The organism is Sunxiuqinia sp. A32 (genome assembly GCF_052690465.1).
Genome location: NZ_JBQYLI010000021.1, coordinates 45,235 through 60,286, shown reverse-complemented (window position 1 = coordinate 60,286; position 15,052 = coordinate 45,235). Strand labels below are relative to the sequence as shown.

The following is a 15,052-nucleotide window of genomic DNA, read 5'->3' as shown; positions in this document are numbered from 1 at the left end:
GAATTCGTTAATAAAGCAAAAGAAAATGGAGACTCCCAGTAAGTATAATCCTGTTGAAGTTGAAAATAAGTGGTACCAATATTGGTTAGACAAAGGTTTTTTCCACTCCGAACCGGACGATCGTGAACCTTATACCATTGTAATTCCACCGCCAAACGTGACTGGAGTTCTTCATATGGGTCACATGCTTAATAATACGATTCAAGATATTTTAGTTCGTCGGGCGCGCATGCTGGGCAAAAATGCATGTTGGGTTCCGGGAACTGACCATGCCTCTATTGCTACCGAAGCTAAAGTAGTTGCCAAACTTAAAAGTGAAGGAATTGCAAAATCAGATCTTAACAGAGACGATTTTCTTAGTCATGCATGGGAGTGGACTGACAAACATGGTGGCATCATTTTAGAACAATTGAAGAAATTGGGAGCATCCTGCGATTGGGAACGCACTTGTTTCACAATGGACAAAGAACGATCAGATTCTGTGATCAAGGTATTTGTTGACCTTTATAACAAAGGACTTATTTACCGTGGAGTTAGAATGGTGAACTGGGATCCGCAAGCAAAAACCGCTGTTTCTGACGAAGAAGTAATTTATAAAGAAGAACAATCCAAATTATACTACGTTCGCTATAAAATTGAAGGCGAAGACGATTGGGTGACTATCGCAACAACCCGGCCTGAAACGATTTTAGGCGATACTGCCGTTTGTGTCAATCCAAATGACGAACGTTTCCAACACTTAAAAGGGAAACGGGTTCTTGTTCCTTTGGTTGAAAGAAGTGTTCCAATCATCATGGATGAATATGTTGATATGGAATTCGGTACTGGCTGCCTAAAAATTACACCTGCTCACGACGTTAACGACTATGAAATTGGCATGCGTCATAACCTGGAAACTATTGACACATTTAATGATGATGGTACCTTAAGTGAAAAAGCTCAGTTACTCGTGGGAGTTGATAGATTTGAAGCTCGGAAACAAATTGTTCCGATGCTTGAAGAAGCTGGCAATTTGGTTAAAACAGAAGAGTACGCCAATAAAGTTGGATACTCGGAACGCACAGACGTAGTCATTGAGCCAAAACTTTCAGCCCAGTGGTTTATTTCCATGGAAAAACTGGCAAAACCTGCACTTGAAGCTGTTGAATCTGATGAAGTTGAATTTCATCCTAAAAAGTTTAAAAACCTATACCGCCACTGGATGGGTAACATCAAGGACTGGTGTATCAGTCGTCAGCTTTGGTGGGGACACCAAATTCCTGTTTATTACCTGGAAGATGGAAGTTATGTAGTAGCAGAAACAATCGAAAAAGCATTGGAATTAGCGAAAGAAAAAACGGGAAATCAATCACTTTCCATAAACGATCTCACTCAGGAAGATGACGTGTTAGACACCTGGGCTTCTTCATGGTTGTGGCCAATTTCTGTTTTCGGGGGAATTACCGATCCTAACAACGAAGAAATTAAGTACTACTACCCAACAAACGACTTAGTTACCGGACATGACATTATCTTTTTCTGGGTTGCCAGAATGATCATGACAGGATATTCTGAGCGCGATTTATACCCATTCAAAAATGTCTATTTCACAGGTATGGTGAGAGATAAGCAACGCAGAAAGATGTCAAAATCCCTCGGAAACTCTCCGGATCCAATCGAGCTAATGAATAAATATGGAGCAGATGGGGTTCGTGTTGGGATGTTGTTATGCTCTCCTGCAGGTGGTGATTTGCTTTTTGATGAAAGTTTACCCGAGCAAGGAAGAAACTTCACTGCTAAAATATGGAATGCTTTCCGCTTGGTTAAAAGCTGGGAAGTATCAACAGAGATCAGCCAACCTGAAAGTGCTCAATTGGCAATCGAATGGTTCAACCAGAAACTTTCCATTATTATTGAGCAAATGAATGATCATTTTGACAAGTTCCGTATTTCGGACGCGTTAATGACCATTTATACTGCTATTCGTGACGAGTTTTCAAGTTGGTTACTCGAAATGGTTAAACCTGCTTACCGCCAACCAATTGACGAAAAAACTTACAATGAAGTAATTGATCTATTTGAAAAATTACTGAAGTTGCTTCATCCATTTATGCCATTCATTTCAGAAGAAATCTGGCACTATCTAAAAGAAAGAAAAGATGGAGAAGCCATTATGATTTCGGAGTGGCCTTCTGTTCTAAACTACGACGAAGAACTTGTAAGCAAATTCGAATCGGTTAAAGAAACTGTTAGTGGTATTCGGAATCTTCGTAAATCAAACAATATCCCTATGAAGGATTCTCTTGAACTTGCCGTTCAACAAGGAGAAAAGGGATATGATGCAAAGTATGATGCTGTCCTGTTAAAAATGGGTAATCTCTCAGATGTGAAGCTTGTAACTGAAGAAATAAAAGGAGCTGTTTCCTTTAGAATTTTTTCTTCAACATTTTACATGGATCTTGGCGAACACATCGACATTGAAGCTGAACTAAATAAGCTGGAAGAAGAACTAAAATATACAAAAGGATTTCTGAATTCAGTTATGAAGAAATTAAGCAACGAGCGATTTGTTAGTGGAGCACCTGAGGCAGTTGTAGCCAAGGAACAGGCGAAAAAAGCTGATGCTGAAGCTAAAATTAAAGTTTTAGAAGAGCAAATTGCATCGTTAAAATAAGATTTCCGTTAATAATATTTAGTATGCATCATATTAACTTGGTGCATACTATTTTTTTGTAAGTAATTTCCCCCAAAAACAAACCCTACCTCCTTGAAGTTTGTTATATAAATCCGATATTTGGCTTCCGTGCACAAAGGGATAAATTTGATTTTCAAATTATTATGAAACAGGTTTCATTATTCGTACAGAAATGAAATCGAACTCAACTCCCAAAAATCGATTTATAATGGCAAACTATATATACAAAACAATTCGTTTACTTTTAATTCTTGCAACAATACTAGTTGGCAGTTTTACTGTTTCACATTCGCAAACCCTTTCGATTGACGATGTATCTAATGATGAGGGAAACACTTTGCAATTTACAGTTACGCTGAATCCTGCACATACAGAGATTGTTACTGTGAACTATGCCACACAAATTAATTCCGCCTCTGCCTCCGATTTCTCAATTGTTTCAGGCACTCTAACTTTTTCAATAGGAGAGACAGCAAAAACGATTGATGTTAACACAACAATTGACAGTAAGTATGAGACAAATGAAACATTCTTTGTAAATCTTTCTGACGAATCAGCAAATGCCAGCATAACTGATCCACAAGGCATTGGCACAATCAACAATGACGACAATCAGCCTGCGATTTCAATAAATGATGATTCGAAAGAAGAAGGAAATTCGCTAAACTTTACAGTCTCGCTTTCAAATGAAAGCTACCAAACAATTACAGTAGATTATAAAACAACTGATGTTTCTGCAACCGCGGGCGACGACTACACCACGATACCTACCACGACACTTACTTTTGCAGAAGGAGAAACAACTAAAAACTTTTCTGTGACAACTACTGATGACAGTGATGTGGAAAGTTCGGAAACATTTACAGTTGATCTTTCAAATGAGTCAAATGCATCATTTGGGGATAATCAGGGGCTTGGTACAATCACGGATAATGATGTTGCCGCTACTCCTGCGGCATCAATCAATGACGTGTCTGTAACGGAAGCAGGCAACCTCACATTTACGGTGACTCTGGATGCCTCACCGGCTTCTCCTGTTTCACTTCAGTATGCAACGGACAACCAGTCTGCAACAACCGCAGATAATGATTATACAGCGATACCACTAACAACGTTGGACTTTGGAATAGGGGAAGTCACCAAACAAATTGTCGTTGCCACAACTGATGATGACAAGTTCGAACCAAATGAAACAATGCTGGTCAACCTCTCGAACGAATCGGGAATTACCATCTCTGATTCTCAAGGTATTGGCACAATCAATAATGACGACAATCAGCCTGCGATTTCAATAAATGATGATTCGAAAGAAGAAGGAAATTCGCTAAACTTTACAGTCTCGCTTTCAAATGAAAGCTACCAAACAATTACAGTAGATTATAAAACAACTGATGTTTCTGCAACCGCGGGCGACGACTACACCACGATACCTACCACGACACTTACTTTTGCAGAAGGAGAAACAACTAAAAACTTTTCTGTGACAACTACTGATGACAGTGATGTGGAAAGTTCGGAAACTTTTACAGTGGATCTTTCAAATGAGTTAAATGCTTCATTTGGGGATAATCAGGGGCTTGGTACAATCACGGATAATGATGTTGCCGCTACTCCTGCGGCATCAATCAATGACGTGTCTGTAACGGAAGCAGGCAACCTCACATTTACGGTGACTCTGGATGCCTCACCGGCTTCTCCTGTTTCACTTCAGTATGCAACGGACAACCAGTCTGCAACAACCGCAGATAATGATTATACAGCGATACCACTAACAACGTTGGACTTTGGAATAGGGGAAGTCACCAAACAAATTGTCGTTGCCACAACTGATGATGACAAGTTCGAACCAAATGAAACAATGCTGGTCAACCTCTCGAACGAATCGGGAATTACGATTACTGATACTCAGGGAATTGGAACAATCAACAACGACGACATCAAGCCCACTATTTCAATAAATGACGACACAAAGGTCGAAGGAAATTCATTGAACTTCACGGTTTCTCTATCGAATGAAAGCTATGAAACAATTACCGTAGATTATAAAACAACAGATGTTTCAGCAACTGCGGGGGACGACTACACAGCGATACCAACTACAACACTTACATTTACCGAAGGACAAACCACCAAAAACTTTTCTGTAACAACTGCTGATGACAGTGATGTGGAAAGTTCGGAAACTTTTACATTAGATCTCTCCAACGAGTCAAATGCTTCATTTGGTGACAATCAGGGTGTCGGCACAATCACAGATAACGATGTTGCCGCTACTCCAGCGGCATCAATTGATGACGTATCTGTAACGGAAGCAGGCAACCTCACATTTACGGTGACTCTGGATGCCTCGCCGGCTTCTCCTGTTTCACTTCAGTATGCAACGGACAACCAGTCTGCAACAACCGCAGATAATGATTATACAGCGATACCACTAACAACGTTGGACTTTGGAATAGGGGAAGTCACCAAACAAATTGTCGTTGCCACAACTGATGATGACAAGTTCGAACCAAATGAAACAATGCTGGTCAACCTCTCGAACGAATCGGGAATTACCATCTCTGATTCTCAAGGTATTGGCACAATCAATAATGACGACAATCAGCCTGCGATTTCAATAAATGACGACACAAAGGTCGAAGGGAATTCCTTAAACTTCACAGTGTCACTATCAAATGAAAGCTATCAAACAGTCACAGTAGATTATAAAACGACCGATGTTTCGGCAACAGCGGGCGACGACTACACAGCGATACCAACTACAACACTTACATTTACTGAAGGACAAACCACCAAAAACTTTTCTGTAACAACTGCTGATGACAGTGATGTGGAAAGTTCGGAAACTTTTACAGTAGATCTCTCCAACGAGTCAAATGCCTCATTTGGTGACAACCAGGGAGTCGGCACTATCACCGACAACGATGTTGCCTTGCCACAAATTTCAATCAATAATCCATCAGTTGACGAAGGAGGCAACCTGGTATTTACAGTCACTTTAGACATTTCACCAACATCGCCCGTTTCTGTCCAATATAAAACAACGGACCAAACAGCTAAAGTTTCTGATTTGGATTACACCGAGCAAACACTCAGCACTTTAAACTTTGGTGTTGGCCAATCAAGTAAAACAATAACAGTTAACACAATAACAGACAGCAAGTATGAAAGCAATGAGACATTGGCTGTAGACTTGTCTAATCCTACTGGAGCAACAATTGCAGATAATCAAGGAATAGGTACTATAAACAATGACGATCCATTGCCATCCATTTCAATTTCAGATTTGTCAGCTGAAGAAGGGAATACATTTATCTTCTCTGTAACATTGTCCAATCCAAGTGACCAGACAATTTCGGTTAACTATACCACAGCCGATGGAACGGCCACCGTTACCGGCAATGATTATACTCAAATCACCAGTACTCCATTAACTTTTCTAACTGGAGAAACCAGTAAAAATATTTCTGTTGCAACAAATGATGATGGATTGTATGAGAATGATGAAACTTTCAAAGTCAACCTCTCAAGCGCTTCGAATGCAACATTGAGTGTTACACAGGCAACTGGAACAATTCAGGACAACGATACTGCACCTGAGTTTTCAATTAGTGATCCAACTATAGATGAAGGTGGAACACTTCTATTCACCGTTTCTTTAAACGTATCCCCTACAGAAGCAGTTTCAGTGCAATATCAATCCGCAGATCAAACAGCAACTTTAGCTGACTTAGACTATACTAAAAAAAGCCTGACCACTTTATATTTTGCAATTGGGGAAACTAGTAAAACCATTTCTGTTGCAACAACCGAGGACACAAAATATGAAGCAAATGAGACAATGGTTATTAATATAACCAATGCCAGCAAAGGCATTATTTCAAAAGCACAAGGAGTCGGAACCATTAATAATGATGATAATCTGCCAAGCATTTCAATTGCTGATGATTCAGAGTTGGAAGGAAATTCTCTCGAATTTTCAGTGACACTTTCTAACATCAGCTATCAAACAATTAATGTTACCTACGCAACTGCAAATGGGACAGCTACTACTGCTGATTCTGACTATAATCCGAAAAGTGCAACCGTATTGACATTTGCTCCGGGGGAATCTACAAAGTCAATTTCTGTAACTACAACTGGCGACAGTTATTATGAACCTGATGAAACCTTTGTGGTAAACTTAACAAGCCCTGTAAATTCGAGTATAAATAATTCTCAAGCAACAGGAACAATAGCAAATGATGATCCTCAACCAAAAATCTCAATCTCTGACGATTCCAAAATTGAAGGAAATTCTCTCAGTTTCAACGTAAGTATTTCTGCAAGGAGTTATCAGACAATTTCTGTTAATTATGAAATAAATGATGGCACTGCTACAGTTTCCGGAAGCGATTATACTGACGATTCAGGGTCCATACAATTTCTGGCTGGTGAAACATCTAAAACAATTACAGTTGCTACCAATGATGACAACATTAATGAACCGTCAGAAACATTCACAGTTGATTTATCGACACCGACAAATGCAACATTAGATGATGGCCAAGGCATGGGAACTATCATTGACAATGATGGAGAACCCTCAATATTCATTGGAGATGCAAGTAGTGAAGAAGGTGAATCCGTTGATTTTACAGTATCCTTGAGCAATGGTTCCAGCCAATCAATCTCTGTAAACTATCAAACAGCAAATCAAACAGCCGAAATAACAGATTCTGATTATACAGGTGTTGCCACCACTGTTCTAACATTTGCACCAGGGGAAACCGTTAAAACCATATCAATTAACACAACTGAAGACACAAGATATGAAGAAGATGAGACTTTTCTCATCAACCTATCAGGCGCCGTAAATGCAACAATTTCTGACAATCAAGGAACTGGTACCATTACAAATGATGATCCTATTCCTTCTATAACAATTAATGATGATTCTGCCGATGAGGGAACGATCCTTAATTTTACGGTAAGTTTATCCAATAGCAGTTATCAAACAATATCTGTTGACTATTCCACCGTTATTGGCACTGCAACGCTCTCTGACTTTACTGCTGTTAGTTCAGCAACTATTGAATTTGCACCTGGAGAAACAAGCAAGAATATTAACATAAATACAACTCCGGATAAACTTTGGGAAGTAAACGAAATATTTACGGTTGTATTGAGCAATGCATCAAACGCAACAATCGCAGTTGGAATTGGATTGGCAACAATCCTAAACAACGACAATCGACCAATCGTAAATGATATTTATAAATCTGGAAATGAAGATTCCCAGGTAACGTTCTCAACAACTGACTTCACGAGTCAATTCAGTGATGCAGACGGAGACAATTTGCAAAAGATAAAAGTTGAAAGTCTGCCAGAAAACGGAAGTTTACGATTAAATGGATCGAGTATCACCGCGAATTCCGAAATAGACACCGGTGATCTTAGTAAACTTTCTTTCACCCCGAACAATCAATGGAGCGGGGAAACTCAGTTTGACTGGAATGGTTCTGATGGAACAAATTATGCTTTATTCAGTGCTCAGGTGATTCTCAATATTGGATCAGTTAATGATTCACCAAGGGCAGAAAACGATGTTGTCAAAAGTCAGGAAGACATGCCAGCAACTGGAAATGTTTTGGATAACGACTCCGATCCGGATGGAGATCAACTTACCGTTACTGGATATACGATAGAGAGTGCAGAGTATTTACCAGAAACAACTGTTACAATTGAAAACATAGGAAATGTTGCAATTCAATCAAATGGTAATTTTCAATTCACCCCTGTTGACAATTACTACGGAGAAGTACCGATAATTCAATATACCATAGCAGATGCCGATAATAAGACTTCAAACGCGACACTTAGCATTAGTGTAATTTCAGTGAATGATTCTCCTGATGCTATTGATGATTCAGAATCTATATTGGAGGATACTCAACTTACTGGAAATGTATTAGAAAATGATTTTGATGTTGAAGGAGATGAACTAGTGGTTACTAGCTTTGAAGTAGAATCAACAAGTTATAATCCGGGACTAAACGCTACCTTAGATAATATTGGAAGCATCACAATCAATCAAGATGGTAGTTTTACATTTTCACCACTACTGAACTTTAACGGAGATGTTCCAGCAATTAATTATACGATTGAAGATCCTGACAAATCAAATGATACGGCTGTTCTTTCAATTACAGTAATCGCACAAAGCGAAGAAACCGTCGCAGTTGATGATCAATTTACAACGGCGAAAAATACAGCAGTTCAGGGGAACGTTATTGAAAACGACATGGATGGAGATGGAGGAAACAACCTGACAGTCGGTACCACTCTTATTACAAATCCTTCTCATGGGAATGTTGTAATGAATGCAAATGGTAGTTTTACCTATTCTCCTGATACTGACTATTCCGGCGAAGACCAGTTTGAATATGAAGCTTGTAACTCAGCCAACTCTTGCGATCAAGCTACTGTCACCATTACTATTATTGTAGAAAACCAAGCTCCGGTAGCGGCAGATGATGAATACATTCTCAACATCAATGAAACGTTAAATGTCTCAGTCATCGCTAATGACTCTGATCCTGATGGTGACCAAATACAAATTTCGACCACAGCTGTTACAGAACCAATAAATGGTCAATTAACTATTAACCCGGATGGAACGATTAGCTATCTGCCAAATGTTGATTTTTTAGGAACCGATTCATTTGACTATGAAATTTGTGATAATGGCGATCCATCAAAATGTGATAATGCAACAGTTACCATAACTGTAATGGAGATTATTCCTATTGCTGTGCACGATGCAGCAACGACAGCTATCAATTTGCCAATTGATATACCTGTTGCAGATAATGACTCTTCTTCATTTGATCCCGCAACTTTACAAATAATTGAAAATCCAGCAAATGGTATTGCTACCATCGAAAGCTTTGGGATCGTGACTTACACGCCAAATACCAGTTTCATCGGTTATGATTCTTTTATTTATGAAATATGTGATTCAAATAATCATTGTGATACTGCCATTGTGCGAATAACCATTGGTGACGAAGATTCACTACTTCCCAAGCAAGTATTTACGCCAAATGGAGATGGACAGAATGACACGTATGTTATTGAAGGAATTGAAAATTATCCAAATAATAAATTTATAGTATTTAACAGGTGGGGAAATGTTGTTTATGAAAAAAGTGGATACATGAATGAATGGACTGGAGAGTCCAATTCTTCCATAACAGTTGGAAACAATCCGCTCCCCGTTGGAACCTATTTTTACGTACTTGAATATAATGCAGAGAAACGTATTACCGGATTCATCTATATTGACCGTTAATTTTTACGCATCTCTCAAAGAACATTGAACATGAAACTACGAATAAAAATATATCTGATATTCCCGCTCTGTTTGCTAAGCTACCTTAGCTATGCTCAGCAAGACCCATTATTCTCTCAATACATGAACAATCCGGTGTCAATAAATCCGGCATACGCTGGTAGCAAAGGGATGTTAAATATTACAACCTTAGCGAGGCAACAATGGGTAGGAATTGATGGTGCACCAGAAACTTTATCTCTTTCAGTCAATTCACCATTCAAGGTCTATAATGTTGGCGTAGGATTGAGTTTAATTTATGATGTGATTGGCCCTGTGAAACAAACAGGACTTTATGCCGATTACGCTTATCATCTGGAAGTAAGCAATAAGTCTAAACTGAGCTTTGGATTAAAGGGAGGATTTAACCTATACGACTACAACCTTCTCAGCTTGAGAGGATCAGAAAATGACGAACTGATTGCATTACAAGGAGACAGAAACATGTTCCTGCCTAATTTTGGACTGGGCGTTTTTTATTATTCCGACAAGCATTACTTAGGTCTCTCTGCCCCAAAACTGATAAAAAATAGTTTATCTGACGATAAAAGCACTCAGAATGTTATTAATTATGAAGAAATTCATTACTTCCTAATGGGGGGAATGATTCTTGGCGTATCAGACTTTATTAAATTTAAGCCATCGTTTATTACTCGGTTTGTTAGTGGGTCTCCTTTTTCCGCTGAATTATCGGGTGCATTTATTTTCCACGACAAACTGTTACTTGGCTTAATGTATCGATTCGAAGATTCTTTTGGTGCACTTTTTAGTATTCAGTTGTCACCGCAATTAAAAATAGGATACGCTTATGATGGAACTCATTCAAGACTTGGCAAATACAATAGTGGAACCCATGAAATCATGCTTAGCTATGACTTAAAGTTTGGACATAAAAAGACCCTATCACCACGCTTCTTTTAAATTGAAAAAATCCATCATGAAAGGCATTTCTTATATATTATTCTTTATTTCATTGAACTTATTTTCCTTAGGCTCATTTTCACAAAATGCAGCTTATAAAAAGGCCGATAAATTATATGATAATTTTCAATATGCAAAAGCAATAAAAATTTACAAAACTCTCCTTGACGATAATCCAAAAGACATCTATCTTATTCAACGACTAGCTTATTCAAATTTTAAAATTGGAGATTATCCAGATGCATTACATTATTATTCTGCACTAGTTGCATCTCCTAGCGCTAGCCCAAATGATTGGTTTCAATATGCGCAACTATTGAAAATAGATGGAAACTATACAGATGCCCAAAAATGGTTTGAGAAGTACTTGACAGAGGATCCGAATAATGAATTGGTTAAAAATAAAATTGAAATACTATCAGAATTAGATCAGCTAATCGGATCTCGAAAATTTACAGTTCGCCGAACGAATAAGAATAGCCGATTCACCGACATGTGTCCTGCTATCTACAACGGGAGTTTAGTATTTAGTTCCGCCCGAGATACCTTCTCGGTATTTGGCAATGATTATTTCGGCGATGGTCAGCCTTATTTAGATCTTTACATTGCAGGCTTCCACAGAATGGTTTTATATGAAGTCAGAAAGTTTGCAAAGGAGTTAAATACACCATTACACGAGGGACCTGTAGCATTCAGCTCAGATGGTAAAAAAATATTCATTACTAGAAACAGCCTTATTAAAGGAAAGAAAAACAACTCCTCTAAAGGAGTGACTAATTTAAAAATATACATTTCAGAGTGGGATGGTAAAAAATGGGGGAAGGAAACTGAATTCCAATTCAATAGTAATAAATATTCTGTAGGTCATCCCGCAATAACAAAGGATGGTAAAACAATTTATTTTGTTTCTGATATGCCTGGTGGCTACGGTAAGACTGACATTTACAAATCTCAATTAACTGCTCAAGGCTGGTCGCAACCTGAAAACCTAGGTCCCACAATAAACACAAGCGAAAAAGAGATGTTCCCAACATTGGATTCTGCTGGTAATATATATTTTTCATCGAACGGGCATCCTGGATTTGGTGGTCTTGATATTTTTATCGCTGTAAGTGATGAAAGCGAAAACTATTTGGTACAAAACCTGGGAAACACCCTTAATTCTACTTACGATGACTTTTCTCTAATCTTTGATGATTCTGGAAAATCCGGATATTTTACGTCAAATCGCCTTTACGGAGAGGGAGAAGACGACATTTACTACTTCGAAGTAGAATAGTCAAATAGTTCTACAAAATGAATAGTGAGAATTTAAAAATTACATTTTTTGAATTTCTCTATACATAACTCCCCAATCAGGTAGTCCTCCAAAATTTCTATCATCGATATACAAATCCGCTAATATCTTGCGACTAACAGAGCCATCAAATTCTTCTTCCGGATAATTTCTGTTTACCGCATAGAATTCAACCCCTCCTGACTCACAAAATTGAATTGCGTCTTCAAGCTCCTTACCACTTCGGTACGTCCAAAGTATTAATCGATGACCTTCCTCTTGAAGCTTCCTCAATGTCATTAAAGCAAATGGAATCTCTTTACCTATTTTGGGATAACGATGTTCAACGATAGTTCCATCAAAATCAACAGCTATAATCATTCTTTAAATATTTTAGATATGCAAATGCAAATATATCTATTTATGGTAATAATGACCATAGCTATTTTTGTAGTTATACTTGGAACCGTAATATCCGGCATAAACGTACTTCTTAGTGTTGATGTCATTAAACACAATACCAGGATTTTTCATCTTTCGTTGCTTTGTTACATAGTTCAAGAATTTGACCTGATCCTTTGAACTGTAATCCTGTTTCAATACAAATAGATTCATATCCGAATGATAACTCATATTGATTCCATCACTCACCAAAGTCAAAGGTGGATTATCAATGATAATATAATCATATTTATCCCTGAAGGTATCTAGCAGCTCTTTAAATCTATCGTTTTCAATCAACTCACTGGGACTCGGAGGAATTGGGCCACCTGGTATTAAAGTAAGATTATTAACCTTTGTTTTCTTTCTGATTTGATCTAAATCAACTGCCCCAACCAAATATGTACTTAACCCATCTTTGTTTTCCAGATCAAGAAATGAATGTATACTTGGCTTTCTCAAGTCAGCATCAATTAACAATACTCTTTTATTATTCATTGCCAATATGGTGGCTATGTTAAGCGTTGTAAAGGTTTTACCCTCTCCTGGTATAACTGAATGAGTACTCATTACACGGCAAGAACCATCTGGCTGCAGAAATCTTAAATTTGTTCTCAACTCACGTAAAGATTCTGCAATAGCAGAACGTGGATTCTTAACTGCTGGTATTGGATCATTTGAGTAAGGATTATGAATAATATTTCCAATGATTGGTATTTCAGTCATACCTTCTATTTCTTCAGCTGATGTAAGTTTTTCATTAAAATAACTGGACAGCATTAATACAATCAATGGTATCATTCCACCTAGAAAAACTCCAGCTGCCATGTTAATCATCCGACTTGGACCAACTTTGTATACAGTAGTTATTCTCGCGGGATCAAGCACTTTGGCATCTGGCTGATTAGAAGCGTGATTAATGGCTGCCTCCGCTCTTTTTTGAAGCAAGAATGTGTACAAATCATTATTCAGATCAAACATTCGCTTCATGTTCATTAAATCCTGCTCAGTTTGCGGGATAGATGACATTTGAGAGTTTATTTTAGCGATCCTCTCATCTAAACTCTGGATCTTAAACTTTGAATTATCAATCAAATTATCCAAAGTTTCTCTCAAACTCTTTTGAGCGAGTTCAATCTCTCTCTCAATAAGAATATATGTAGGATTCTTTTCACTAGCTGTATATGAAATAACCTCTTTCCTACTGTAAAGATCAGAAAGCTTAACAACTAAACTGTTTAACGAAGCATCTGTAATTCCAACCACAGAGGGAGACACAACTTGCTTCATCTTTTCCGTGTCATTTAGATACTCTTTCAAATTAATAAAGTAATCATAACTACTCTTTTCTTTGGAACGTTCTGTATCTAATTGTACTAACTGTTGAACGATTAATCCACTTTCTTGAGATAGATCAACAATCTGGTTTTTTGATCGATAATTTGTCAGATTACGCCCTGCAGCTCCCAAAGTATCAATCACTTCAGACAACTGCCGATCAATAAAGTCAATAGTATTCCTTGAGCGACGATTCTTCTCATCCAATCCATACTTTATAAATTGTCTGTTTAATTCATTTAAATAATCAACTGCCTTTTGGGGAACATTATCAGTAATCTGAAGATTTATCATATCAGCTCCATCCTGCAATGGCTCAACAGTCAATGATGAAATATAATTCATTGTCTGATAATCCATATCCTTCAATATAAAATAGTAATCAAATCCTTTTTGATAATCCTTTGCATAAAGAGTAAAATTAAAATACTCACTTTCAAATGGTACCCCAAGTTCTCCTTTTTGAGAAAAAACAAGGTCCATTTCCCTTCCTCTATGAAAAACAGTTGCATCGACGTTTATTTGGTACTGATTATCTCCGATTAATTTTATATATATTGGAGTATATTGAAGATTATAACTTGATGCTTCTATTGTCATAGAAAATGGCTCATTCCCATAAAGTTGTTGATCAAGCATTGGCCTATCAATATACCATTCACAAAACCATCCTAATTCATCTAAAGCTTTTCTATTTAAAGAATAGGAAGTTAGCGTTCCAATATAATTTTCAATCTTCCCCCTATTTTTAAACATAAAAGGATTTACATTCCCTAATAGATTAGAGGATGCATCTTCTTCTTTTATTAAAATTAAACTGTTTGAACTAAATGTTGAAGGTGTAGTTTCTGTGCGATAATAACCAGCTGCTCCCCCAAGCATAACAGCTAAAACGAACCAGTACCATTTACGAAGTATTTTATAAAGAAACTCTTTAATTAACCTAGTATCTTTCTCCTCTAGCGTTCTATTAATTTCTTCAATTTTTGAAACCATACGTAATTAATAAAAATATTCCTGCTTCAATTAT

At 37.6% G+C, this 15,052-nt stretch carries 6 protein-coding genes; 4 read left to right on the top strand and 2 right to left on the bottom strand.

Annotated elements, in window-relative coordinates; all coding sequences use genetic code 11:
* Nucleotides 1-25: 25 nt before the first annotated feature.
* From ACUNWD_RS17830 to ACUNWD_RS17815, 4 genes are all read left to right on the top strand, one after another.
* The gene (locus ACUNWD_RS17830) at nucleotides 26-2,653 is read left to right on the top strand and encodes a valine--tRNA ligase (RefSeq protein WP_445589210.1); all 2,628 of its coding nucleotides are present in this window, start codon (nucleotides 26-28) and stop codon (nucleotides 2,651-2,653) included.
* Nucleotides 2,654-2,882: 229 nt separating this feature from the next.
* Complete coding sequence (locus ACUNWD_RS17825) at nucleotides 2,883-10,007, top strand: Calx-beta domain-containing protein (protein WP_445589209.1); 7,125 nt, start codon at nucleotides 2,883-2,885, stop codon at nucleotides 10,005-10,007.
* Nucleotides 10,008-10,037: 30 nt separating this feature from the next.
* A complete protein-coding gene (locus tag ACUNWD_RS17820; RefSeq protein WP_445589208.1) occupies nucleotides 10,038-10,967 on the top strand; it encodes a PorP/SprF family type IX secretion system membrane protein in 930 nt (309 codons plus the stop codon).
* A gap of 16 nt (nucleotides 10,968-10,983) precedes the next feature.
* Nucleotides 10,984-12,246, top strand: a complete 1,263-nt coding sequence (locus tag ACUNWD_RS17815; RefSeq protein WP_445589207.1) for a tetratricopeptide repeat protein — start codon at nucleotides 10,984-10,986, stop codon at nucleotides 12,244-12,246.
* Nucleotides 12,247-12,285: 39 nt separating this feature from the next.
* Here the strand turns inward: ACUNWD_RS17815 and ACUNWD_RS17810 are convergent, their stop codons facing one another.
* Both ACUNWD_RS17810 and ACUNWD_RS17805 read right to left on the bottom strand, forming a co-directional pair.
* On the bottom strand, nucleotides 12,286-12,624 hold the full coding sequence (locus ACUNWD_RS17810; protein ID WP_445589206.1) for a BT0820 family HAD-type phosphatase: 339 nt from the start codon (nucleotides 12,622-12,624) through the stop codon (nucleotides 12,286-12,288).
* A 36-nt stretch (nucleotides 12,625-12,660) separates the two neighbouring features.
* Nucleotides 12,661-15,018: a GumC family protein gene (locus ACUNWD_RS17805; RefSeq protein ID WP_445589205.1), complete on the bottom strand. Its 2,358-nt coding sequence runs from the start codon at nucleotides 15,016-15,018 to the stop codon at nucleotides 12,661-12,663.
* Between the last annotated feature and the right edge of the window lie 34 nt (nucleotides 15,019-15,052).

Bases quoted from the DNA above. Each gene is read 5' to 3' on its own strand.
- ACUNWD_RS17825 (WP_445589209.1), top strand. From the start codon at position 2,883: ATGGCAAACTATATATACAAAACAATTCGTTTACTTTTAATTCTTGCA.
- ACUNWD_RS17815 (WP_445589207.1), top strand. From the start codon at position 10,984: ATGAAAGGCATTTCTTATATATTATTCTTTATTTCATTGAACTTATTT.
- ACUNWD_RS17820 (WP_445589208.1), top strand. From the start codon at position 10,038: ATGAAACTACGAATAAAAATATATCTGATATTCCCGCTCTGTTTGCTA.
- ACUNWD_RS17805 (WP_445589205.1), bottom strand. From the start codon at position 15,018: ATGGTTTCAAAAATTGAAGAAATTAATAGAACGCTAGAGGAGAAAGAT.
- ACUNWD_RS17830 (WP_445589210.1), top strand. From the start codon at position 26: ATGGAGACTCCCAGTAAGTATAATCCTGTTGAAGTTGAAAATAAGTGG.
- ACUNWD_RS17810 (WP_445589206.1), bottom strand. From the start codon at position 12,624: ATGATTATAGCTGTTGATTTTGATGGAACTATCGTTGAACATCGTTAT.